Below are 22,786 nucleotides of genomic sequence, written 5' to 3'. Positions count from 1 at the left end.
AATGGGCCGGACCCGGCGCTGCCCGTTCCGCGTCATGTGGCGATCATCATGGACGGTAATGGCCGCTGGGCGAAGGCCCGGCGGTTGCCGCGGATCGCCGGTCATCGACAGGGCGTGGAAGCGCTGCGTCGGGTGACGCGTGCGGCGCGCGAACTCGGGATCGAGGCGCTGACGCTGTACGCCTTCTCCTCCGAGAATTGGCGCCGGCCAGAGGAAGAGATCGGCGACCTGATGGGGTTGCTGCGTCACTTCCTGCGCAATGAAATCGATACGATGGTGCGCGAAGGCGTTCGGCTGCGCATTCTGGGCAACTACCGCGTGTTGCAGGACGATCTGGTTCGGCTGATCGACGATGCCGTCGCACGTACCGCTTCGAATGACGGGCCGATCCTCGCGATCGCGCTTAATTACGGCGCGCAGGCCGAACTGGTCAGCGCCGCCCGGCGTCTCGCCGAGCGGGTGGCGGCGGGCATGCCGGTCGAGGCGATCGACGAAGCGGCGATCGATCGCGAGCTTGATACGCAGGGGTTGCCGCCGCTAGATCTGATGATCCGCACCTCGGGCGAACAGCGTCTATCGAACTTCCTGTTGTGGCAGGCGGCCTATGCCGAGTTGCTGTTCGTCGAGACGTTGTGGCCCGATTTCGACGGTGCCGCGCTGGCCGATGCGGTCGCCGCGTTCGGGCGGCGGCAGCGGCGGTTCGGGGGCCTGTGACGACCGATCCCGTTTCGTCCGATCCGGTCGCCCGGCGCAAATCGGACCTCGCCACCCGGACGCTCGCCAGTATCGCGATGATCGCGGTCGCCGCCCTGGCGTTGTGGATCGGCGGGTTCGGTTTCTGGCTGCTGGTGACGGTCGGCACGTTGTTCATGATGGCCGAATGGGCCGACCTTCACCAAATTTCGCGCGAGCACAAGCGCCTGGCGCAGTTCGCGCTGATGGTTCCACTGGCGATCCTGTCGCCATGGGCAGCGGGGCCGGGGTTCCTGACGCTCGGCCTGATCGCGGGCGCGGCGTTCTTCGTCGTCGCCGTCACGCGCTCCCCCGCGCTGGCGCGCGGCATCGTCTATTGCGGATTGCCGGCATTGTCGGTGGTGCTGCTTCGCGCGCAGGCGGACGGCCTGCTTCTCGCCTTCTGGGCGATGGCGCTGGTTTGGGCGTGCGATATCGGTGCGTATTTCTCCGGTCGGACGATCGGTGGACCGAAGCTGGCGCCAAAGATCAGTCCGAACAAGACTTGGGCTGGCTTGATCGGCGGGGTGATCGCGGCGAGCGTGCTGGGCGGTGGCTTACAGTATGCCGGACTGCCGCTCCACCTCGTGCTGGCGACGCCGGTGCTGGCGGTGCTGGCGCAGGTCGGCGATCTGTATGAGAGCCAGTTGAAACGCGCCGCCGGGGTCAAGGATTCGGGAAACATCCTGCCGGGACATGGCGGGGTGATGGACCGGCTGGACGGGCTGGTGCCTGTCGCGCCGGCTGCGGCATTGATGGTCGAGGCGGCACGATACCTGGCATGAAGCGGATCACTATCCTTGGCGCGACCGGCTCGGTCGGGTCGTCCACGCTCGACCTGATCGAACGTGCGCCGGACCAGTTCTCGGTCGAGGCGCTGACCGCGCATCGCGACGTTGCGAAGCTTGCCGCGGCGGCGATCCGGGTGGGCGCGGCGGTGGCGGTGATCGGCGACGAATCCTGCTTGCCCGCGTTACGCGAAGCGCTGTCGGGCACCGGCATTACGGCGACCGGCGGCGCGCAGGCGGTGATCGATGCCGCCGCGCTGCCGGTCGACTGGACGATGGCGGCGATCGTCGGCACCGCCGGTCTGCGTCCGGTCATGGCGGCGCTGGAGCGCGGCGGCGCGGTGGCGCTGGCGAACAAGGAAGCGCTGGTATCGGCGGGCGAGGTGATGATGGCGGCGGCCGGACGGGCCGGCACCACGTTGGTGCCGGTCGACAGCGAGCATAATGCAATCTTCCAATGCCTCGACGACTGTCCCCCCGAACGCATTCGTCGGATCATCCTGACGGCGAGCGGAGGACCGTTTCGCGAGCGGTCGCTGGCCGAGATGCGTGGGATCACGCCGGCGCAGGCGGTCGCGCATCCGAACTGGTCGATGGGTGCCAAGATCTCCGTCGATTCGGCGACGATGATGAACAAGGGACTGGAGCTGATCGAGGCGTTCCACCTGTTCCCCGTCGCTGCGGATCAACTCGACGTACTGGTCCACCGGCAGTCGGTGATCCATTCGATGGTCGAATATGTCGATGGGTCGACGCTGGCGCAGTTGGGATCGCCCGACATGCGCATTCCGATCGCACACGCGCTCGCATGGCCCGACCGGATGGCGACGCCGTGCGAGCGGCTGGACCTTGCCCGGATCGGGCGTCTGGATTTCGAGGCGCCGGACATGGTGCGGTTCCCGGCACTGGCGCTGGCCCGGGCCGCCCTGTCGGCGGGCGGAGGGCGCCCCGCGATCCTGAACGCCGCGAACGAGGTCGCGGTCGAGGCGTTTCTGACGCAGAGGATCGGTTTCCTCGAAATTGCCGCAATCGTCGGCGATGTGCTGGATCGCTACGACCCGCCGGGTCCGCAGACGCTCGACGCGGTACTCGCCGTCGATGCGGAAGCGCGTGCATTGGCACGGCAGCGTGTGAAGGATTGCGCCGCTTGATCGAAACTCCCGGGTTATTGATCACGATCATCGGGTTCCTGCTGGTGCTCGGACCGCTCGTGTTCCTCCACGAGCTCGGACACTACGTCGCCGGTCGCTGGTTCGGGGTGAAGGCGGAGGCGTTCGCGATTGGTTTCGGGCGGGAGATCGCCGGTTTCACCGATCGTCGTGGCACGCGCTGGCGCTTCGGCTGGCTGCCGCTGGGAGGATATGTCCGGTTCGCGGGCGATATGAACCCGGCGTCGCAACCCGACGCGGCGTGGCTGCAACTGCCGCCGCACGAGCGGGCGCAGACGTTTCAGGCGAAGCCGGTATGGCAGCGCGCGATCATCGTTGCAGCCGGACCGGCGGTGAACCTGTTGCTGGCGGTGTTGATCCTCGGCGGATTTGCGGTCGCTTATGGCGTCGATCGCACCCCGGCGACAGTCGGGCGGGTGGTCGAGGGCAGCGCGGCCGAACGCGCCGGTTTGCAGGCCGGCGACCGGGTGACCGCGATGGGCGGACGGTCGATCGAGACCTTTTCGGACCTGTCCTTCTACGTCGTGCTGCGGCCGAACGAACGGATCGAAGTCGACTATCTTCGCGATGGCACCGCTCGGTCGACCGAGGCGACGATCGCGGCAGTTGTGCAGCGCGATCGCTTTGGTAACGAAGCGAAAATCGGCCGGTTCGGGGTGGAGCGGTCGACACCGGTCTATGCGCCGGTCCCGCTGTGGGATGCACCGTGGCACGGCGTCCGGCTGGTCGGATCGATCCTGCGCGGATCGATCGACGGCCTTGGGCAGATCATCACCGGTCGTCGATCGATCGAGGAAATGGGCGGGCCGCTACGCATCGCCAAGACGTCGGGCGAGCAGTTCTCGCTCGGCTGGCCCGCGCTGGTGTCGTTCGTTGCGTTCGTGTCGATTAATCTGGGATTCATCAACTTGTTGCCAGTTCCCATGCTGGATGGCGGACATTTGATGTTCTATGCGATCGAAGCGATCCGGCGCGGACCGGTCAGCGCGCGGGCGATGGAATGGGCGTTTCGCGGTGGATTGGCGGTGCTACTGGCATTGATGGTCTTCGTTACGGTGAACGATCTGGGGGCGTTCGGCGTGTGGCGCGGGTTGGCCGGCTTGATCGGTTGACCGGGTTAGGGCAGGGCGCGGGCGTCCTGTGGGAAAAGTTCCTCCGGTTGGGGTGGGTTTGGTGACGGCAAGCAAGTTTTCGATTTTAGGCGCGCGGGGCGCCATGCTGCTCGCGGGCACCATGTTGTCGGGCACGGCGGCGTTCGCGCAGGGTCAGCCCACACCTGTTCCGGCACCGGCCTCCGGCACGACCGTTCCGGCGCCTGCGGCGACCGCGCCGGTGGCACCCGCCGTGGCACCCGCGCCGGTCCGCACGATCCGCACGCTGCGTGTCGAGGGATCGCAGCGGATCGAGCCGGAAACCGTGCTGTCCTATACCAAGCTGCGCACCGGCACGCCGTACACGGCGGAGACGCTGGATCAGGCGATCAAGGATCTGCTGGCGTCCGACCTGCTGGCCGACGTGTCGATCGAAGGCGTCGAGACCGGCGACATCGTGGTTCGCGTGCGCGAAAACCCGATCATCAACCGCGTGGTGCTGGAAGGCAACAAGCGGCTGAAGGACGACAAGATCACCAAGGAGATCAAGCTCGCGCCGCGGCAGATTTTCACGCGCACCGCGGTGCGTGCCGACGTTGCGCGGATCATCGAGCTGTATCGCCGGCAGGGCCGGTTTGCGGCCAGCGTCGAGCCCAAGATGGTCATGCTCGACCAGAACCGCGTCGACGTAATTTTCGAAGTGACCGAGGGCGCCAAGTCCAAAGTGCGTCAGATCAACATCATCGGCAACGAAGTGTTCGACGACGACGCGCTGCGCGGTGAGATGTACACCAAGCAGTCGCGTCCGTGGCGGCTGTTCAGCTCCGCCACCAGCTACGATCAGGACCGCTTGTCCGCCGATCAGCAGAAGCTGCGCCAGTTCTACCTGACGAACGGCTATGCCGATTTCCGCGTGATCTCCGCCGTGGCCGAGCTGACGCCGGACAAGGAAGATTTCATCATCACGTACGTGGTGGAGGAAGGCGAACGGTACAAGTTCGGGGATGTGACCGTCGAAAGCGCAATCCGTGACTTCGATGGCGCGGCGCTGGCTAAAACGCTGCCGATGAAGAAGGACGACTGGTATAACGCGAAGCAGGTCGAGGACAGCGTCGACCAGTTGAGCGAATATGCCGGTCTGTTCGGCTACGCCTTCACCGACGTGCGTCCCGAATTCCAGCCCGACCGCGAAACCCATATAATGGGGATCAGCTTCTTCCTCGCCGAAGCGAACCGGACCTATGTCGAGCGCATCGACATCACCGGCAACACGCAGACGCAGGACCGGGTGATCCGGCGCGAGTTCCGCGTCGCGGAAGGCGATGCGTTCAACGCATTCCTCATCAAGCGGTCGCAGGACCGGATCAACTCGCTCGGCTATTTCCAGGAAAAGTTCGAGATCGAGCGCAAGGAAGGGTCCGCGCCCGACCGGATCGTGCTGGCCGCGAACGTGGAGGAAAAATCCACGGGCGAATTGACGCTGTCGGCCGGTTTCTCCAGCCTCGAACGCTTCATCATTCAGGCATCGATTCGTCAGCGCAACTTCCGCGGCAAGGGGCAGGATCTCCAGGCCAGCGTCAACTATTCGACCTATTCGAAGTCGATCGAACTCGGGTTCACCGAACCCTATCTGTTCGATCAGAACATCGCGCTGGGCGGGACGCTGTTCCGTCGTGATTTCAATTCGTTCAACTTCATCGGGTCCGACCGCAACACCACCTATTCGCAGGTGTCGACCGGGGGCCAGATCGTCGCCAGCGTGCCGCTCACCGAATTCTGGACCATGTCGGGTCGCTATCAGCTCAGCCAGGACAATGTCGGGCTGGACGAAGCGACGTTCTTTACCGGTGGCCAGTGCGATCCGACCAAGGCCGGGCGCTATCTGTGCGAGGCGATCGGCGACCGGTTGACCAGCCTGATCGGCGCGAACCTGATTTTCGACAATCTGAACAACCGCATTCGCCCGTCGCGCGGTCAGCGTCTGGTCACCAGTCTTGATTTCGCGGGTCTGGGCGGGGACGTCCGCTATGCCCGTGTGCGCGGTGATTTCGACAAATACTGGAACCTCGGCGGGTTCGTGCTGTCCGCCGGGATCGAAGGCGGATACATCCATTCGCTGGAAAAGAAGCGGGGCGAAGGCATCGATCCGGTGCGGATCGTCGATCGCTTCTATCTGGGCGAACCGCAGTTCCGTGGTTTCGATATCCGTGGCGTTGGACCCCGCGTCCAGCGATTGAGCTATTCGGGGTCGGTTGCTGGCGGCGACCAGACGCTCATTACCGCGCGCGATCAGGTGATCGACGATCCATTGGGCGGACGTGCCTATTATCTCGGCAAGATCGAACTGGAACCGCCGCTGGGATCTGGTATCGCCGAACTGGGGCTGCGGCCGTCGATCTTCATTCAGGCGGGTGCGCTGTTCGGCGTCACCCGTCCACTTCCGACGATCGCATTCCAGCAAGCGACGAACGCCGATGGATCGGCCCGCGTCAACGCCGATGGTTCGCCGGCATTGCTGCCGCTGACGACGTTGAGCAAGACGACCGACGGGCTGCAGATCTACAACAACCAGTTCACTGACTCGACCGGCAGCACGTCGTTCCGCCAGACGACCTGTTCGATCGGATATTCGACCACGGCGGGCGGCACCTGCGCGGGCGGCGAGACGAACACGATCGCTACCGTCACCACCCCGCCGTTCCTCGAACGCTTCCTCGGCGATTCGCCGCGACCGCGCCTGTCGATTGGCATCGGCGTGAACTGGAACTCGCCGTTCGGACCGCTTCGAATCGATCTGGCGAAGGCGCTGCTCAGCCAGCCCGGCGACGACAAGAAACTCATCACTTTCAACGTAGGAACCCAATTCTGATGCGTACGCTCACCCACGCGGCTGTCGCCGCTCTCGCCTTCGCCCTTCCGGCCGCACCGGCGCTCGCGCAGGCGCTGCCCGATGCGAAGATCGCCGTGGTCGATTCGGACCGCATCCTGCGCGATTGCACCGCATGCCGCGCCGCCAACACGCAGTTGCAGGCGCAGCAGACCCAGCTTGAAACGCAGGCACGTTCGCTGCTCCAGCCGCTTCAGACCGAGCAGACGGCGTTGCAGACCGCGGTGCAGGCCGCCAACGGCAACCCCGATGCCGCGCTTCAGGGTCGCATCCGTACCTTCCAGCAGCGTCAGCAGCAGATCCAGCAGCAGCTTGCGCCGCAGGAGCAGCAGCTTCAGCGCAACGCAGCTTATGTGCAGCAGCAGATCGGTCAGCGGCTGGTCACGGTGATCGGCACCGTCGCGCAGCAGCGCGGCGCGACGGTCGCCATGTCGAAGGGTAACACCTTCTACAACGCAGCGGCGGTCGAGATCACCGATGCGGTGCTCACCGCGCTCAACGCACAGCTGCCCAGCGTCAGCGTGACCGCACCGGCACAGGCAGCCCCGGCCGCACCGGCACCGGGTGCCGCACCGGCCGCCACCCCGGCACCGCGCGGCCGCTGATGAGCGACGGGGCGGCGGCGTCGATCGGACCGTTCGACATCACGCGCGTGATGGCGGCGATCCCGCATCGCTATCCCATGTTGCTGGTCGACCGCGTCGTGGAACTGATCCCCGACCGGTCGATCACCGCGATCAAGGCGGTGACGATCAACGAGGGGTTTTTTCAGGGGCATTTCCCAGGCCGCCCGATCATGCCGGGTGTGCTGATCGTCGAGGCGCTGGCGCAGGCCGCGGGCATCCTCGCGGTCGAAAGCCTCGGCCTCGCGGGATCGGGCAAGCTGGTCTATTTCATGTCGATCGACGGCGTGAAGTTCCGCAAGCCGGTCGAACCGGGCGTACTGCTGACGCTGGAGGCGGAATTCGTCCAGAAGCGTTCGCGGGTGTGCAAGTTCACCGGCAAGGCGCGGATCGACGGCGACCTTGCGGCCGAATGCGAATTCACCGCGATGATCGCCGACCCGCCCAAGGCGTAACGAGGTACGATCGGTTGCCATCGGGGGCGCGTCCGTGTACGGGCGCGCCTTCCTTTATCAGGCTGGTCGGAACCAGCCATGTCCGGAGCAGACCCATGAAAAAAGACACCCATCCCGCCTATCACACCATCAAGGTGCAGATGACCGACGGCACCGTGTTCGAGACGCGTTCGACCTGGGGCAAGGAAGGCGATCTGATGACGCTGGACATCGATCCGCTGGCGCACCCGGCATGGACCGGTGGCCGTGGTCAGATGCTCGACGCGGGCGGCCAGGTTGCACGCTTCAACAAGCGTTTCGGTGGGCTGACGCTCGGCAAGAAGTAAGCCGGTATGGTGGCGCGCGACGGGAAGCTTGGCTCCTTTACCGTCGCGCGCTACGCTCCGTTCCTTGGGTGGAATGGATAACGATGTTTACGGCCGAATATGAACCCGCCCAATCGGGCAGCCGCCGCCGTTCGCGCGCGCCGGTGCCGTTGGAAGAGGGTATCGGCAGGGGCGGCATCGACCGCACGCTGTGCAAGGTCACCGGCCTGTCGGTCCACGGTGTTCGCCTGCAAACCTATTCTCCGCTGAAACCGGGCGTGCTGCTGTGGCTGACGCTGCCCGGCACGCCGCCGCGCGCGGTACGCGTCCTGCGCGCCGACGATTTCGAAGCGGGGTGCGAGTTCGTCGACACGCTGTCCAACAGCGACTTCGAACGGCTTGTCGAACTAGGCCGCTGATCGTTCTGCGCCCGCATCGTGGCATCGGAATCGATACAAAGGCAGCCTGTTCGGACTACCGGCGGCCGAGCGAACCTATCGCCGCTGCCATGATTTCGCCGGGCAGATCGCCGGCCGTCTCACGCGCAACAGGTAAACCGGTGGCGGGCGTCGTGCGGTCCCGTGCCGGCGCTGCAATCAGCGAAACACTACCGTGCGGTGCCCGTTCTGGAACACGCGCCGCTCCGCTGCCCAACGAACCGCGCGCGCCAGTACCTGCGATTCAATATCCCGGCCGATGCGAATCAGGTCGGCTTCGGTCGCGCGATGGTCGACGCGTTCGACCGCCTGCTCAATGATCGGCCCTTCGTCGAGATCGCCGGTGACATAGTGCGCGGTTGCGCCGATCAGCTTGACGCCGCGTTCATGCGCGCGGGCATAGGGGCGGGCACCCTTGAAGCTGGGCAGGAAGCTGTGATGGATGTTGATGCAACGCCCCGCCAGCCGCTGCGCCAGTTCCGGGCCAAGCACCTGCATATATCGGGCAAGCACCAGCAACCCGGCCTGTGTCGCATCGAAGATCGCCGCGATCGCCGCCTCCTGTGCTACGCGATCGCCGTCGACGATCGGCAGATAGTGGAACGGCACGCTGTGCCATTCGGTAAGGTCGCGCAGCGTATCGTGGTTCGACACCACGCCGACGATATCCACAGGCAGATCGCCGGTCTTCCACCGGTGCAGCAGGTCGTTGAGGCAATGGCTGCCCTTCGACACCGCGATTAGCAACCGGGTGCGGGCATCTTTCGCGTCCAGCGACCAGTCGAGCGCGAAGGCGGCGGCGATGTCCGCGAACCCGTCACGTAAGGTAGCAGCAGAGTTGGGAAAGCCCGGCCCAGCCGCCTTGAATTCGACGCGCATGAAGAAGCGGCCGGCATCCAGATCGGCATATTGCTGGCTGTCGAGAATGAAGCCGTCGATCCGGGCCAGATAGCCGCTGACGGCGGCAACGATGCCCACGCGATCGGTGCACGACAGGGTCAGGACATAGGCGGTCATGGCCGCTTCCATGCGGGCGGCGGACGGTGTGCGCAACGCTTCATTGCGCGCCGTCGGGTGCGCGCCATCCGCCGAACCGGGCGTACAGCGTCGGCAGCACGAACAGCGTCAGCAACGTGGCGGAGATCAGCCCGCCGATGACGACGGTGGCCAGCGGCTTCTGCACCTCCGCGCCCGCACCATGTCCCAGCGCCATCGGCAGGAAGCCGAGGCTGGCGACCAGCGCCGTCATGGCAACCGGACGCAGGCGCGACGTGGCGCCGTCGCGTGCCGCCTGCGCCCGCGTAGCACCGGCGGCGAGCAGATCGTGGACCGCACTGATCATGACCAGTCCGTTCAGCACCGCGATGCCGGACAGCGCGATGAGCCCGACCGCGGCGGAGATCGAAAAGGGCATCCCGCGCAGCACAAGTGCCAAAACGCCGCCGACCAGCGCCAGCGGGACGCCGGTAAAGACCAGCACCGCATCGCGCACCGATCCCAACGCGCCGTACAGCAGCAGCATGATGACCGCGAAGCACAGCGGCACGACAAGGGTCAGCCGATCGCGGGCCGATGCCAGGTTTTCGAACTGCCCGCCCCATTCCAGATAGGTGCCCGGCGGCAGGGTCACGTCGGCGGTGATCTTTGCCTGTGCATCGGCGACGACGCTTGCCACGTCGCGGCCCCGGACGTTGGCCTGTACCACGACGCGACGCTTGCCGTTCTCGCGGCTGATCTGGTTGGGACCGTCGACGACCTCGATCCGCGCCACGGTGGACAGCGGCACGAACGCACCCTGCGGCGTCGGCACCGGCAGTTGCCCGATCATGGTAAGGTCCGACCGCGCGGCATCGTCGATGCGGATCACGACCGGAAAGCGCCGGTCGCCCTCGAATACCATACCCGCCTCACGCCCGCCGATCGCGGCAGCGACCACGTCCTGCACGTCGCCCGCCGTGATGCCGACACGCGACAGCGTGGTGCGATCGGGGCGTATGTCGAGCATTGGCAGCCCTTCGGTCTGTTCGACACGAATGTCAGTCGCGCCGCGCGTGCTGCCCAGTGCCGCCGCGACGTCGCGTGCCGCCGCATTCATACGGGCGAAGTCGTCACCGAAGATTTTGACCGCAATGTCGCCGCGTACCCCGGCAATCAACTCGTTGAACCGCATCTGGATCGGCTGCGTGATCTCATAGGCATTGCCGGGCAGACTCGACAGCCGTTCCTCCAGCGCTTCGACCAGATCGGCCTTCGCCATCGACGGATCGGGCCATTGCTCGCGGGGTTTAAGGATGACGAAGGTGTCGGTGATGTTCGCGGGCATGGGATCGGACGCGATTTCCGACGTGCCGGTGCGGGAGAAGGCCAGCCGGACTTCGGGCTGGCGGGCAATGGCGCGTTCGACCTGGAACTGCATCGCCTGCGACTGGTCGACCGACGTGCCCGGTACACGGATCGCCTGCACCAGCAAGTCGCCTTCGTCCAACTGTGGCAGGAACTCCTGCCCAAGCGTCGTGAACGCCCCCCCCGCCAGCGCCAGCGCGGCCAGCGCTATGCCGACCGTGGTCCTTGGACGGCGCATCGCGCGGTCGAGCCGCGGTTCGTAGCTGCGGCGCAACCACGAGACGATGCGCCCTTCCTTTTCCTCGACCGGCCGCGACAGCCATATCGCAAGCGCGGCGGGTACGAACGTCAACGAAAGGACGAAGGCGAATGCCAGTGCGATGATGACGGTCAGCGCCATCGGTTCGAACATCCGCCCTTCGACCCCGGTGAAGGTGAGCAGCGGCGCGTAGACGAGGATGACGATCGCCTGTCCGTACACCGACGGACGGATCATCTCCCGCGCCGACCGTGCGACGATATCGAGCCGTTGGCGCAGCGGCAGCGGTTCGGCGCGTCCATGCTGCGCTTCGCCCAGCCGGCGCAGCGCGTTCTCCACGATGATGACCGCGCCGTCGACGATCAGTCCGAAATCCAGCGCGCCGAGGCTCATCAGGTTGGCCGACACGCCGGCGCGGAGCATGCCGGTAGCAGTCAGCAACATCGTGACGGGAATGACCAATGCCGCGATCAGCGCCGCGCGAAAATTGCCGAGCAGTGCGAACAGGACGACGATGACCAGCAGCGCTCCTTCGGCAAGGTTGCGCGCGACTGTGGCGATGGTGGCGTTGACCAGATCGGTACGGTTCAGCACCGGTTTAACGATTACATCGACCGGCAGCGACGGACGGATCGTCTCCAGCCGTTCCGCCACGGCAGAGGAAATCGTCCGGCTGTTCTCACCGATCCGCATCACGGCAGTGCCCACCACGACCTCACGTCCGTTTTCCGAAGCCGATCCGGTGCGGGGCGCATGGCCAGTGCGGACGACCGCGATCTGGTTCAGGACCACCGGCACGCCTTCGCGCGTGGCGACGACGGTGCGCGCCAGTTCGTCGGCATTGCGTATCCGGCCGTCGGATCGGACCGCCAGTCCTTCGCCGTTTCGGTTCACCACGCCGGCCCCCGCGCTGACGTTGTTGCGCTCCAGCGCGGTCGCGAGATCGTCCAGCGTGATCCGCATCGCGGCCATGCGTTGAAGATCGGGGACCACCAGATATTCGCGCGCATATCCGCCGAGGCTGTCGACCCCGGCCAGCCCCGGCGTACCCTTGAGCAACGGCGCGACGATCCAGTCCTGTACCGTGCGGAGATACGTCGCCTTATCCGCACCGTCGACCAGATGGTCGCCCTCCGGCGTGATGTAGCTGCCGTCCTTTTGCAGTCCGGGTTCGCCGTTGCGGTGGCGCACCTCGTCCAGTTCGCGCATCTCGACGGTCCACATGAAGATGTCGCCGAGACCGGTGGCGATCGGCCCCATGTCGGGCACGGCACCGTAGGGCATTTCTCGTTCGGCAGAGCGCAATCGTTCGGCGACCTGCGACCGGGCGAAATAGATGTCGGCGTCGTCGTCGAACACCGCCGTCACCTGCGCGAAGCCGTTGCGGCTGAGCGAGCGCGTATGGTCGAGACCGGGAATGCCGGCCAAGGCAGTTTCGATCGTGAACGCGACCTGTTTCTCGATCTGGTCGGGGGACAGGCCCGGCGCGCGAACGTTGATCTGGACCTGGTTGTTGGTGATGTCGGGCACGGCATCGATCGGCAGCCGCTGGAGCGCGAGCGCGCCAGCGAATGCGGCCAGCGCGGTCAGCAGCACGACCAGCCAGCGCCGTTCGACCGACAGGGTGACGATATAGGCGATCATCGCATCAATCCTCGTGTCCGGCGGCGCCCTTGCCCAGTTCCGCCTTCAGGATGAACGAGTTGGTCGACGCGATCCGCTCGTCGCCACCCAGCCCCGAGGCCACCGTCACGATCCCGCCGTTGGTGCGACCCAGCGTGACCGGCGTCGCCGTAAACCCGGTCGCGGTGCGGACGAACACATGGGGGCGGTCTCCGATCATCTGGACGGCGGTGGACGGCACCGCGATCGTCCGGTCGCCGGTCGGTGGGATCAGGATGGATGCACTGACGGTCTCTCCGACGCGCCACGTCCCGGCACGATTATCGATTGTCGCGATCACAGGCACCAGCCGGGTCGTTTCGTCCAGCACCGGCGAGACGAAGCTGATCCGCGCCCGCTGCCGCCGTCCGGCCGCAGTGATGTCGACTTGCGCACCCGGACGAACGCGACCGGCATCAGCGGGGACCAGCGACAGGGCGACGGTCGCGCGCGACAGGTCGGCGACGCGATAGAGTTCGGCGTCGGCGGCCACTGTCTGGCCCAGCGTCGCGGATCGGGCGATGACCTGCCCACCCAGCGGGGAGCGGATGGCGACACGGTTGAGCGCTCCGCCACCGCCGCCGGTCGCCGTCATTTGCTGCCGGGCGAGCCGCAGCGCGATCGCGGCTTCGATCGCGGTGGTACGCGCCGCGACCAGATCCTGCTCGGGGGACACGCGTTCGGCGAACAGCCTTTGTTCGCGCCGAAGGTTCGATTGTGCGAGTGCGGCGCGCGCCTGCGCCGCCTCGACCTCGGCATTCAGCGACGCCGCTTCGCGGCTTTCGATGATCGCCAGCGTGTCGCCGCGACGGACCGGCTGACCCAGATTGCGGGTCAGCGACACGATCCGTCCGCCGAGTGCGGCCGATACGACCTGAACGCCCTGCGGATCGCCTTCGATCACGGCGCTGACTTCGATCGCGCCGGCGGCCCCGCCGACGGTCGGCCGGGTGACTTCGATACCGGCTTCGGCGATCTGTTGCGGGGTCAGCCGGACGGCGTCGGGGGTTGCGGCATGGCCATCGTCGGTGTGGCCGGCTTCGGCAGAGGCGTTGCCGTCGTCGGAGCCGCCGCATGCGCCGAGTGCGAGCACCAGCGCGAGGGCAAGGGGGCGGATGTTCATCGGCGAGTATCCCGGTTGGCGGGCGCGGTCAGCCGGTCGAGCCGGGCCTGCGCGTCATGAAGGGTGGCAAGCGCATCGATCGCGGCCATGCGGGTGTCGGCCAGCGTCCGTTCGGCATCGAGCAGGTCGATTTGCGGAAATTTCCCCTCGCGGTAGCCGATCCGCGCGATCCGCGCCGCTTCGACCGCCGCGTCCAGCGCCGGTCCGTTCGCATTGCGCGCGGTCACTGCCGCGTTCGCGGCATCGGCCTGCGCGCCGGCCACCGCCAGTTCGGCGTCGAGCAAGGCGGCGCGGCGCAGTGCGTCCGCCCGTTCGCGTTGCGCGGCGGCGGCTTCGATGGCGGCGCTGCCGGTATCGAACACGCGGATCGGAAGCGACACGCCGACGATCGCGGCGATATCGTTGGTCTGTTCCAGCCGTCGTGCCCCGGCACTGATCGTCAGGTCCGGGACGCGACGACTCCGGGCAACCCGGACTGCGGCGTCGGCAGTCGCGACGTCCGCCGTTGCGGCGGCGGCGGTCAGCGTGCCGGACAATGATCGGTCGGACAGGCCGGTCGGCGGCCGGTCGAACCAGTCAAGATCGAGCGCGTCGACCGGCCCGTCGGTCAGTCGCGCAAGGACGGTGGTGGCAAGCTGCGCCGACCGCGTTGCGCGTTCGAGCGCACCTTCGGCCGCGAGCCTGAGGACGTCGGCACGCTGGCGTTCCAGCGGGGACGCTCGCCCCGCACGGACGCGCGCATCGGCGACGCGCAGCGCTTCGCCAGCGATGCCGACCTGATCCTGCGCGATCGTCAGCCGGCGTCGGGTCGCGACGGCGGCGATATACGCCTGCACCACTCGCAGCCGCAGGTCGGCCCGCGCGATATCGCCGTCCAGCCCGGCGCGGTCGATGCGCGCATTGGCAAACGCGATGCGTGCGCCACGCTTGCCGCCGCGTTCCAGCGGCAGGGTGAGCGCGGCGGTCGTCTCGGCGGCGCGGACGCCGCGATACAGGCCGCTGCCGCCGACATTCTCGGTTTCCAGGGTTACCGACGGGTCGGGGCGCAGCGCTGCGATCCGGCGATCGGCATCGGCTGCGCGTCGTCCGGCGTCGGCGGCCTCGCGCGATGGCGAGGCGATACCGGCGCGGTCGAGCGCCTCCGCGAGTGTGAGGACCGGCGGGGCGGCGGGCACGGTGACGACCTGCGCCGGTGCGGGTGCACAGGCGCTCGCGACCAATATGGCCGCGATGAGATGATGCATGATACTTGGCTCCTGACGACACGGGGGCCGGCGCGCGGCCGGCGGGTCGTCAGGGGCGGGGTGGTCGCAGGGCGGGGTCGATGCGCGCGCTGGTCAGTCCGGCATGGCGCGCGACGGGCCGCACGCCCGTCGGACCGGCCGGAACGATGGCGAACACATCATCGATCGGCGCGGCGATATTATGGCCGTGGCAACTCGCATGCGAATGTGCACAGCCCTTGCCCGGTTCGTCGGGTTCCGCGTCGGGCTGGCCCGCTGCATGCGCCGCGACGGTTTCGATCGCGGCCGCACAACCCAGTGCTTCCGTCGCATGCGCGCCGATCGACACGAACAACGCCAACACGGCGAACAGGCGGAGCAACAGCGTCACGCCGTGGCTGCTATCACATGAATGTCGGAATGTCAGTCGCGCTGGAGAACCCGCGATCGATGGCCGGTTGCCGAACGGCAAACCGACTGGAGGCGCGACCGGGAATCGAACCCGGGTGCAAGGATTTGCAGTCCTCTGCGTCACCACTCCGCCATCGCGCCTCGATGTCGTGGGAGGCGGGCAAATGCGTGGGTTTTGCGTCCGCGTCAACCCGCCAGGTCCAGTTTTCACGATCATGCCGAAGCCACGCGTCCGTCTGACGGTCGGAAGTAGCAGTTTCGGACGCAAATGCATTCGGCACGATAAATATGCGTCGGCCGTCGCTTGGCGGGCGCTGGCGGGCACGATAGACAACGCGCGAACCGGCGCGATGTGTATTGCGCAAGTAAAACAGTTGTGCGACAGGATTGGCCATGACCGATACGACCCGAGCCCAGACCGATTTCGACGCCATGCGCCATGCGATGGTCGTCAGCCAGCTTCGCACCAGCGCCGTCAGCGATCCGCGCGTGGTCGATGCGATGGGCACGGTCCGCCGCGAAGATTTTGTGCCGCCAGCGCATGCGATGCTCGCCTATCGCGATGCGTCGTTGTCGCTGAACGATATGCGGGCGATCAATGCGCCGCTCATCACCGGACGCTTGCTGGTTGCCGCCGAAATCGTTGCAACCGACCGTGTCCTGCTGATCGGTGCTGCGCTGGGATATGCCGCAACGGTCGCAGCGCGGCTTGCCGCGTCGGTAGTAGCGTTGGAAGAAGATTCCGCGTTGGTAGCTGGCGCTCGGGCCGCGATCACGGACCCGAAGGTTACGCTGGTCGAAGGACCGCTGTCGCAGGGCTGGGCGGCGGATGCGCCCTATGATGCGATCGTGATCGACGGTGCGATCGAAACCGTGCCCGACGCCATCATCGCGCAACTGGCGGCGGGCGGACGGCTGGCGACCGGGCTGGTCGATCGCGGCGTCACGCGGCTGTCGCTGGGCCGCAAGACCGAAGGAGGGTTCGGCCTAATCGATTTCGCCGATCTCGATTGTGTGACGCTGCCCGGCTTCGCCCGTCCGAAAACCTTTCAGTTCGCCCGATAATTGTGATGCGGGGGGGGATCTTCTTCGGCGGCGTCGCAATCGCGGCGATACTCGCGGGACCGGCGGGGGGGGAGACGTTGCGAGAGGCGTTGGTGCGCGCATATGCCACCAATCCCCAGCTGACCGGCGCGCGTGCCAATCTGCGCGCGACCGACGAGACAGTGCCGTTGGCCCGGTCGCAGGGGTTGCCGCAGGTCACGACGCAAAGCTCGGTGATCGAGAACGTGCTGAACACCCGGTCGCAGGGGATCGCGCAGCCGGCGCGAACCGGATCGGTGCAGGTCAACGCGTCGCTGCCGCTCTATGCCGGCGGAGCGGTGCGCAACGGCGTGCGCGCGGCCGATGCACGGGTCGACGCCGGACGCGCGAACCTGCGCAGCACCGAAGCGAACGTGTTCACGCTGGTCGTCGCCGCGTATAACGACGTGATCCGCGACGAGGCGATCGTGCGGCTGAATCAGCAGAACGTCCGCGTGCTGGAGGTCAACGTCCAGGCATCGAACGACCGGTTCCAGGTCGGCGACCTGACCCGCACCGACGTCGCCCAGTCGGAAGCGCGGCTGGCCTTCGCACAGTCGCAGTTGCGACAGGCGGAAGCGTCGCTGATCAGCAGCCGCGAGAATTACGTGGCGGTGACGGGTGCGCCGTCCGGTTCGCTCGACACGCCACCGGCGTTGCCCAACCTGCCGGTCGATCCGACCGCGGCGGTCGGCGTGGCGGTGGCGAACAATCCGGCATTGCTGGCCGCACGGCGGCAGAGCGATGCGGCCGGGTTCGACGTCGGCGTGGCACGCGCCGGCCGGTTGCCGACGGTCAGTGCCGTCGTCGGGGGCAGCTATACCAGTTTTCTCGGATCGGCGCAGAGCCTGAACGGGATCGTGTTGCAGCAGGATGGCGGCGCGGCGCAGGCCGGGCTGCAAATGAACCTGCCGCTGTTCCAGGCCGGCCGTCCCGCCGCGCAGGTCCGCCGTGCACAGGCGCTGGAGGGCGCGGCGCTGGAACAGGTGACGCAGGTCGAACGATCGATCGTTTCGGATACCCGGTCGGCGTTCGCGGCGTGGCAATCGGCATTGCGCGTGATCGAATCGTCCGAAGTGCAAGTTGCAGCCAACCGCCTGTCGCTGGAAGGGGTGCGCGCGGAAAACAGCGTCGGTACGCGCACGATCCTCGACATCCTGAACGCCGAACAGGAACTGCTCAATTCGCAGGTCCAGTTGGTGACGGCACGACGCGACGCCTATGTTGCTGGTTTCGCGCTGCTGGCCGCGATGGGCCGCGCCGAATCGCGCGATCTGGGGCTGGACGGCGGCGCGCTGTACGATCCGACGGTGAACTACAGCCGGGTGCGCAATCGCATCTGGGACTGGGACCAGGACGAGAAACCGGTTCCGGTCGCGCCCGGCACGGTGAATACGCCGGCACAGACGCCGGTCGTGACGCGCGAACTCGATCCGTCGTTGCAGCGCAGTCCCAATCCCTATACGCCGACGCAAGGGATCGACGCGCCGAACCGACAGGGCGGCGTGGCACCGGCGACGCAAGGCGTTGACACGCCGTCGTCGTCTCCCCAAGGCTAGGCGTTTAGAGGCGTTAACGATGAGGGTTGCGATGGGGGATATCAGCAACGAGACGTCGATGGAGGACATTTTGTCGTCCATCAAGCGGATCATCGCCGAAGAGGGCGAAGGATCGGCTCAAGCGTTGCGCGGTCGCAAATCGATCCGCACGGCACAGGCTGTGCGCGATGAGGACGACAGCGACGAAGTGCTCGAATTGAACCAGAGCGTCGCCGCGCCGCCGCCTCCGCCACAGCGCGAAGCGCCGCGTGCGGAACGGCCCCGTGCCGCGCCGCCTGCGCCCGCGCCCGCGCCCGCGCCCGAACCGCATCCCGAACCCGTTGCGCCGACCGTTGCCGCCGAGCCCGAGGCGACGATCGTGTCGGACCGTGCTGCCGAGGCAAGTCGCGGTGCGCTGGACCAGTTGTCGCGGATGCTGGTGAAGCCCGAAACCCCCGGCGGCGATACGCTGGAAGGACTGGTGCGCGAGATGCTGCGTCCGATGCTGCGCGACTGGCTCGACGCCAAATTGCCCGGCATGGTCGAGACGATGGTCGCGCGCGAGATCGCCCGGATCAGCGGACGCGAGTAAAAGGCGGGCGGCGCTTTCCTGCGTCGCCGCCTTCGTCGCCGCCGAGCCCGAGGCGACGATCGTGTCGGACCGTGCCGCCGAGGCAAGTCGCGGTACGCTGGATCAGTTGTCGGGAATGCTGGTGAAGCCCGAAACCCCCGGCGGCGATACGCTGGAAGGACTTGTGCGCGAAATGCTGCGTCCGATGTTGCGCGACTGGCTCGACGCCAAATTGCCCGGCATGGTCGAGACGATGGTCGCGCGCGAGATCGCCCGGATCAGCGGACGCGAGTAAAGGCGGGCGGCGCTCTCTTGCGTCGCCGCGCCATCCGCGCCATTCGGCGGGGATGAGCGAACTGCCCAAGACATTCGACCCCGCCGCCATCGAGGCGCATTGGTATCCGCATTGGGAACAGGCCGGCCTGTTCCGCCCCGATCGTCCGCAGGCGGAGCCGTGGACGATCGTGAACCCGCCGCCCAACGTGACGGGCAGCCTGCATATCGGCCATGCGCTCGACAACACGTTGCAGGACATTCTGGTCCGGCATGCCCGGTTGCAGGGCAAGGACGCGCGCTGGGTGGTCGGCACCGACCATGCCGGCATCGCGACGCAGATGGTCGTCGAGCGCCAGATGGCGGCCAAGGGCGAAAAGCGCACCGACCTGTCGCGCCAAGCCTTCGTCGCGAAGGTCTGGGACTGGAAGGCAGAGTCCGGCGGTACGATCACCGGCCAGTTGCGGCGGCTGGGCTGTTCGATGGACTGGTCGGACGAACGCTTCACCATGGACCCCGGTTTTTCGGCGGCGGTGCTGAAGGTGTTCGTGCAGTTGCACCGCGAAGGGCTTTTGTACCGCGACAAGCGGCTGGTGAACTGGGACCCGGGTCTGGGCACCGCGATCAGCGATCTGGAAGTCGAAACGCGGGAGGTCAGCGGCAGCTTCTGGCATCTGCGCTATCCGCTGGCCGATGGCAGCGGCTTCATTCACGTCGCGACGACCCGGCCTGAAACGATGCTGGCCGATATGGCGGTGGCGGTGAACCCGGCCGACGAGCGCTATACCGCGCTGATCGGGCAACAGGTGCGCCTGCCGATTACCGGGCGGCTGATCCCGATCGTCGCCGACGACCATGCCGATCCCGAACTGGGGTCGGGCGCGGTGAAGATCACGCCGGGCCACGACTTCAACGATTTCGAGGTCGGTCGGCGTGCCGGGATCGAGGCGCGTGACATGCTCAACATGCTCGATGCGCAGGCGCGGGTCGTGCAGACCGCCGATGGGTTGATCCCCGCCGGCTATCTGGGCGTTCCGGGCAACGATGCGAAGGCGCCGATGGACGCGCGCCGGATGGTCGTCGCCGCGTTGAAGGCGCAGGGGTTCCTCGTGCCGCATGTCGACAAGGACGGCGTGGAGCATGATGCCGAACCGCGCCGTATCCAGACGCCCTATGGCGACCGTTCGGGCGTGGTGATCGAACCATGGCTGACCGACCAATGGTATGTCGACGCCGCGACGCTGGCAAAGCCCGCGATCGAGGCGGTGCGGTCGGGCGCGGTGAAGATCGTGCCGAAGTCGTGGGAAAAGACGTATTTCAACTGGATGGAGAACATCCAGCCGTGGTGCGTGTCGCGGCAACTATGGTGGGGCCACCGTATTCCGGCGTGGTTCGCGGAAGACGGATCGGTGTTCGTCGCCGAGACGGCGGCCGAAGCACAAGCGCAGGCGGGCGAGGGCGTCGCACTGACGCAGGACGAGGACGTGCTCGACACGTGGTTCTCCTCCGCCTTGTGGCCGTTCGCCACGCTCGGCTGGCCGGACAATACCGACCCGACGCTGGGCGGGCGCTATTCCAACGACGTGCTGATTTCCGGCTTCGATATCCTGTTCTTCTGGAATGCCCGCATGATGATGCAGGGGCTGCACTTCATGCAGGAGGTGCCGTTCAAGACGCTGTATCTCCACGGCCTCGTCCGCGCCGCCGACGGCGCGAAAATGTCGAAGTCGAAGGGCAATACCGTCGATCCGCTGGGCCTGATCGACCGCTATGGCGCCGATGCGCTGCGGTTCTTCATGGCGGCGATGGAAAGCCAGGGCCGCGACATCAAGATGGATGAGCGGCGGGTCGAAGGGTATCGCAACTTCGCGACCAAGCTGTGGAACGCCGCCCGTTTCGCGCAGGCCAACGGCATCGCCGCGTCGGCGACGCTGGAACCGCCGGTCGCGACGCTTGCGGTCAATCGCTGGATCGTGGCCGAGACGATCGCATGCGTGCAGGCGCTGGACCTCGCCTTTGCCGACCTGCGGTTCGACGGCGCGGCGAACACGATCTATCAGTTCACGTGGAGCCGGTTCTGCGACTGGTATCTCGAACTCATCAAGCCGGTGTTGCAGGGCGGGGCCGAGGGCGGCGACGAAACCCGCGCGGTGGCGGGCTGGGTGCTCGACCAGATTCTGGTGATGCTGCATCCGTTCATGCCGTTCATTACCGAGGAACTGTGGCACGCGCTGGCCGATCCGGCGCATCCGCGGTCGAACGACCTGATCGTGGCGCGCTGGCCGATGGCGGATGCCCGCGCGATCGATCCGGCCGCGGCGCAGGAGATCGACTGGCTGATCCGGCTGGTCAGCGAAATCCGCGCGGCGCGCACGGAGCTGAACGTACCGCCGGGTGCGCGCTTGCCGCTGTACGTGCGCGATGCATCGGCGGCGACGCTCGCACGGCTGACGGCGCAGGACGCGGTGCTGGCACGGCTGGCGCGGGTCGATCGTATCGACGGCGATGCGCCGGCGGGCGGCGCGTTGCAGATCGTGGTCGACGAAGCGACGTTCGTGCTACCGCTGGGCGACGTCATCGACCTCGATGCCGAACGATCGCGCCTGACCAAGGCGATCGCCGCGACCGAGAAGGAGCGCGATGCGCTCGCGGGACGGCTGAGCAACGCCTCGTTCGTGGAGCGTGCCAAGCCCGAAGCGGTCGAGAAGGCGCGGACGGACCATAGCGAAAAGATGGCCGAGGCAGCGCGGTTGCACGCAGCGCTGGGTCGGTTGGGGTAACGCTTCGCCGACACGCGAAGGCCGGGACCGCTGACGTCGCGATCCCGGCGTTCGCCGCAACGGCGATGTGCCTACTACACCGCCGGTGCCATCACCTCGATGATGCCGGCGGCGATCTTTGCCTGTACCGGCGTCGTCGCCAGTACTTCGCCGTCGATCGAGATTGGCAGCGGGGGAATGGTGGTGATGCGCAACGACTGGCCGTGAAAGGTCAGGGTATCGACGCGGCGCGATTCGAGTTTGAAGAAGCTTGCCGCCCAGTTGCGCACGAGGCTGCGCTTGCCCTTGCCCGCGACGACCTGAACGATGATCTCCCCGCTGTCGAGCCGGGCTTCCTCGACCAGCTCGGTGCCGCCGTGAAACCGGCCATTCGAGATGCGGACCTCGGTCGCCATCATTCGCCGTGCGGCCGGGCCTTCGCCGACGATCAGTTCGAACGGATGGAACTTCGCGAATTGCAGCGCCGCCCATGCGAGGTAGCCGGCACGACCGAAGGCACGCTTCACGCCATGCGGAACGGTCTGCGCAATCTGCGGCGACAGGCCGATCGCCGCGCAATTGGCGAAATAGTCGCCGTCGATCATGCCCAGATCGATTCGGCGCGGCGTACCGGTCTTCAGCACTTCGACCGCGCCGGGAATGTCGAGCGGGATGCCAAGCGTGCGGCAAAAGCTGTTGGCGGTGCCGAACGGCAGCACGCCGAGGATGACGTCGTGGCCAAGCAGGTGATCGACCAGACTGCTGATCGTACCGTCGCCGCCGCCCAGTACGAGCAGGTCTGGCTTGCGCGCCAAAGCCTTGTGCACCGTTTCCACGAGGTCGTCGGGGTTTTCGACCGCGTGGGCATCGACCTCGAACGGCATCCCCTGCATCGCCGCGCAGGCTTGCGTGAACTGGTCCCGTCCGTTGCGCGAGCGGGCGTTGACGATCATGGCGGCGGATCGGATCTGGGTCATGCGGTCGATAACGCACCGTAACGAAACCGGACGCAACGACTTTCGGTTGATCGTCGTCCGGGGTTGGCCCACAAGTC

20 protein-coding genes and 1 tRNA gene are annotated in these 22,786 nt (G+C 66.7%); 14 read left to right on the top strand and 7 right to left on the bottom strand.

The annotated features are described in order from the left end of the window. Positions 1-18 precede the first annotated feature (18 nt). From IFT55_RS14055 to IFT55_RS14015, 9 genes are all read left to right on the top strand, one after another. Positions 19-714, top strand: coding sequence for an isoprenyl transferase (locus IFT55_RS14055; RefSeq protein ID WP_274604051.1), 696 nt, complete (start codon positions 19-21; stop codon positions 712-714). Continuing rightward, positions 711-1,517, top strand: coding sequence for a phosphatidate cytidylyltransferase (locus IFT55_RS14050; RefSeq protein WP_342029319.1), 807 nt, complete (start codon positions 711-713; stop codon positions 1,515-1,517). The genes IFT55_RS14055 and IFT55_RS14050 overlap by 4 nt, the downstream gene beginning before the upstream one ends. After that, entirely contained in the window at positions 1,514-2,671 is a 1,158-nt protein-coding gene (locus IFT55_RS14045) for a 1-deoxy-D-xylulose-5-phosphate reductoisomerase (protein ID WP_192092973.1), read from the top strand. The genes IFT55_RS14050 and IFT55_RS14045 overlap by 4 nt, the downstream gene beginning before the upstream one ends. Continuing rightward, positions 2,668-3,801, top strand: a complete 1,134-nt coding sequence (locus tag IFT55_RS14040) for a M50 family metallopeptidase (protein WP_192092972.1) — start codon at positions 2,668-2,670, stop codon at positions 3,799-3,801. The genes IFT55_RS14045 and IFT55_RS14040 overlap by 4 nt, the downstream gene beginning before the upstream one ends. Positions 3,802-3,904: 103 nt before the next feature. Then, on the top strand, positions 3,905-6,649 hold the full coding sequence (bamA, locus tag IFT55_RS14035) for an outer membrane protein assembly factor BamA (protein WP_192092971.1): 2,745 nt from the start codon (positions 3,905-3,907) through the stop codon (positions 6,647-6,649). After that, the gene (locus IFT55_RS14030) at positions 6,649-7,272 is read left to right on the top strand and encodes an OmpH family outer membrane protein (RefSeq protein WP_192092970.1); all 624 of its coding nucleotides are present in this window, start codon (positions 6,649-6,651) and stop codon (positions 7,270-7,272) included. Before bamA ends, IFT55_RS14030 begins: the two co-directional genes overlap by 1 nt. Further along, on the top strand, positions 7,272-7,745 hold the full coding sequence (gene fabZ / locus IFT55_RS14025) for a 3-hydroxyacyl-ACP dehydratase FabZ (RefSeq protein ID WP_192092969.1): 474 nt from the start codon (positions 7,272-7,274) through the stop codon (positions 7,743-7,745). The genes IFT55_RS14030 and fabZ overlap by 1 nt, the downstream gene beginning before the upstream one ends. Before the next feature lie 95 nt (positions 7,746-7,840). After that, positions 7,841-8,071 carry a 50S ribosomal protein L31 gene (rpmE, locus tag IFT55_RS14020; RefSeq protein ID WP_192092968.1) on the top strand — a complete coding sequence of 77 codons (231 nt, stop codon included), beginning with the start codon at positions 7,841-7,843 and terminating at the stop codon, positions 8,069-8,071. An 83-nt stretch (positions 8,072-8,154) separates the two neighbouring features. Continuing rightward, on the top strand, positions 8,155-8,469 hold the full coding sequence (locus IFT55_RS14015) for a PilZ domain-containing protein (RefSeq protein ID WP_192092967.1): 315 nt from the start codon (positions 8,155-8,157) through the stop codon (positions 8,467-8,469). A gap of 177 nt (positions 8,470-8,646) precedes the next feature. On the opposite strand, the gene purU is transcribed toward IFT55_RS14015, so the two are convergent. From purU to IFT55_RS13985, 6 genes are all read right to left on the bottom strand, one after another. Then, positions 8,647-9,504: a formyltetrahydrofolate deformylase gene (gene purU, locus IFT55_RS14010; protein WP_192092966.1), complete on the bottom strand. Its 858-nt coding sequence runs from the start codon at positions 9,502-9,504 to the stop codon at positions 8,647-8,649. Positions 9,505-9,544: 40 nt separating this feature from the next. After that, on the bottom strand, positions 9,545-12,733 hold the full coding sequence (locus IFT55_RS14005) for an efflux RND transporter permease subunit (protein ID WP_192092965.1): 3,189 nt from the start codon (positions 12,731-12,733) through the stop codon (positions 9,545-9,547). Between the two features lie 4 nt (positions 12,734-12,737). Continuing rightward, a complete protein-coding gene (locus tag IFT55_RS14000) occupies positions 12,738-13,874 on the bottom strand; it encodes an efflux RND transporter periplasmic adaptor subunit (RefSeq protein ID WP_192092964.1) in 1,137 nt (378 codons plus the stop codon). Then, on the bottom strand, positions 13,871-15,118 hold the full coding sequence (locus IFT55_RS13995; protein ID WP_192092963.1) for a TolC family protein: 1,248 nt from the start codon (positions 15,116-15,118) through the stop codon (positions 13,871-13,873). The genes IFT55_RS14000 and IFT55_RS13995 overlap by 4 nt, the downstream gene beginning before the upstream one ends. A 49-nt stretch (positions 15,119-15,167) precedes the next feature. Next, complete coding sequence (locus IFT55_RS13990; RefSeq protein ID WP_192092962.1) at positions 15,168-15,488, bottom strand: hypothetical protein; 321 nt, start codon at positions 15,486-15,488, stop codon at positions 15,168-15,170. A gap of 87 nt (positions 15,489-15,575) precedes the next feature. Next, positions 15,576-15,649 (bottom strand) — tRNA-Cys (locus IFT55_RS13985). Between the two features lie 252 nt (positions 15,650-15,901). On the opposite strand from IFT55_RS13985, the gene IFT55_RS13980 reads away from it, so the two are divergent. The 5 genes from IFT55_RS13980 (at position 15,902) to IFT55_RS13960 (ending at position 21,753) form a co-directional block, all read left to right on the top strand. Next, the gene (locus IFT55_RS13980; RefSeq protein WP_192092961.1) at positions 15,902-16,573 is read left to right on the top strand and encodes a protein-L-isoaspartate O-methyltransferase family protein; all 672 of its coding nucleotides are present in this window, start codon (positions 15,902-15,904) and stop codon (positions 16,571-16,573) included. Between the two features lie 5 nt (positions 16,574-16,578). Continuing rightward, positions 16,579-18,150: a TolC family outer membrane protein gene (locus IFT55_RS13975; protein WP_192092960.1), complete on the top strand. Its 1,572-nt coding sequence runs from the start codon at positions 16,579-16,581 to the stop codon at positions 18,148-18,150. A 31-nt stretch (positions 18,151-18,181) separates the two neighbouring features. Next, the gene (locus IFT55_RS13970; protein ID WP_192093042.1) at positions 18,182-18,721 is read left to right on the top strand and encodes a DUF2497 domain-containing protein; all 540 of its coding nucleotides are present in this window, start codon (positions 18,182-18,184) and stop codon (positions 18,719-18,721) included. A 61-nt stretch (positions 18,722-18,782) separates the two neighbouring features. Next, positions 18,783-18,995, top strand: a complete 213-nt coding sequence (locus IFT55_RS13965; protein ID WP_342029318.1) for a DUF2497 domain-containing protein — start codon at positions 18,783-18,785, stop codon at positions 18,993-18,995. A gap of 52 nt (positions 18,996-19,047) precedes the next feature. Continuing rightward, positions 19,048-21,753 carry a valine--tRNA ligase gene (locus IFT55_RS13960; RefSeq protein ID WP_192092959.1) on the top strand — a complete coding sequence of 902 codons (2,706 nt, stop codon included), beginning with the start codon at positions 19,048-19,050 and terminating at the stop codon, positions 21,751-21,753. Positions 21,754-21,827: 74 nt separating this feature from the next. Here the strand turns inward: IFT55_RS13960 and IFT55_RS13955 are convergent, their stop codons facing one another. Next, positions 21,828-22,709 (bottom strand): diacylglycerol/lipid kinase family protein, encoded by an 882-nt coding sequence (locus IFT55_RS13955; protein ID WP_192092958.1) that lies wholly within the window; start codon positions 22,707-22,709, stop codon positions 21,828-21,830. Positions 22,710-22,786: the final 77 nt, after the last annotated feature.

The sequence above is a fragment of the Sphingomonas sp. CFBP 13720 genome (assembly GCF_014842075.1).
GTDB lineage: Bacteria > Pseudomonadota > Alphaproteobacteria > Sphingomonadales > Sphingomonadaceae > Sphingomonas.
The sequence above is the reverse complement of the archived record's forward strand: the minus strand, read 5'-3'. Positions and strand labels throughout refer to the sequence as shown.

Bases quoted from the DNA above. Each gene is read 5' to 3' on its own strand.
- IFT55_RS14045 (WP_192092973.1), top strand. From the start codon at position 1,514: ATGAAGCGGATCACTATCCTTGGCGCGACCGGCTCGGTCGGGTCGTCC.
- bamA (WP_192092971.1), top strand. From the start codon at position 3,905: ATGCTGCTCGCGGGCACCATGTTGTCGGGCACGGCGGCGTTCGCGCAG.
- IFT55_RS14030 (WP_192092970.1), top strand. From the start codon at position 6,649: ATGCGTACGCTCACCCACGCGGCTGTCGCCGCTCTCGCCTTCGCCCTT.
- fabZ (WP_192092969.1), top strand. From the start codon at position 7,272: ATGAGCGACGGGGCGGCGGCGTCGATCGGACCGTTCGACATCACGCGC.
- rpmE (WP_192092968.1), top strand. From the start codon at position 7,841: ATGAAAAAAGACACCCATCCCGCCTATCACACCATCAAGGTGCAGATG.
- IFT55_RS14015 (WP_192092967.1), top strand. From the start codon at position 8,155: ATGTTTACGGCCGAATATGAACCCGCCCAATCGGGCAGCCGCCGCCGT.
- purU (WP_192092966.1), bottom strand. From the start codon at position 9,504: ATGACCGCCTATGTCCTGACCCTGTCGTGCACCGATCGCGTGGGCATC.
- IFT55_RS14005 (WP_192092965.1), bottom strand. From the start codon at position 12,733: ATGATCGCCTATATCGTCACCCTGTCGGTCGAACGGCGCTGGCTGGTC.
- IFT55_RS14000 (WP_192092964.1), bottom strand. From the start codon at position 13,874: ATGAACATCCGCCCCCTTGCCCTCGCGCTGGTGCTCGCACTCGGCGCA.
- IFT55_RS13995 (WP_192092963.1), bottom strand. From the start codon at position 15,118: ATGCATCATCTCATCGCGGCCATATTGGTCGCGAGCGCCTGTGCACCC.
- IFT55_RS13980 (WP_192092961.1), top strand. From the start codon at position 15,902: ATGACCGATACGACCCGAGCCCAGACCGATTTCGACGCCATGCGCCAT.
- IFT55_RS13975 (WP_192092960.1), top strand. From the start codon at position 16,579: ATGCGGGGGGGGATCTTCTTCGGCGGCGTCGCAATCGCGGCGATACTC.
- IFT55_RS13970 (WP_192093042.1), top strand. From the start codon at position 18,182: ATGGGGGATATCAGCAACGAGACGTCGATGGAGGACATTTTGTCGTCC.
- IFT55_RS13960 (WP_192092959.1), top strand. From the start codon at position 19,048: ATGAGCGAACTGCCCAAGACATTCGACCCCGCCGCCATCGAGGCGCAT.
- IFT55_RS13955 (WP_192092958.1), bottom strand. From the start codon at position 22,709: ATGACCCAGATCCGATCCGCCGCCATGATCGTCAACGCCCGCTCGCGC.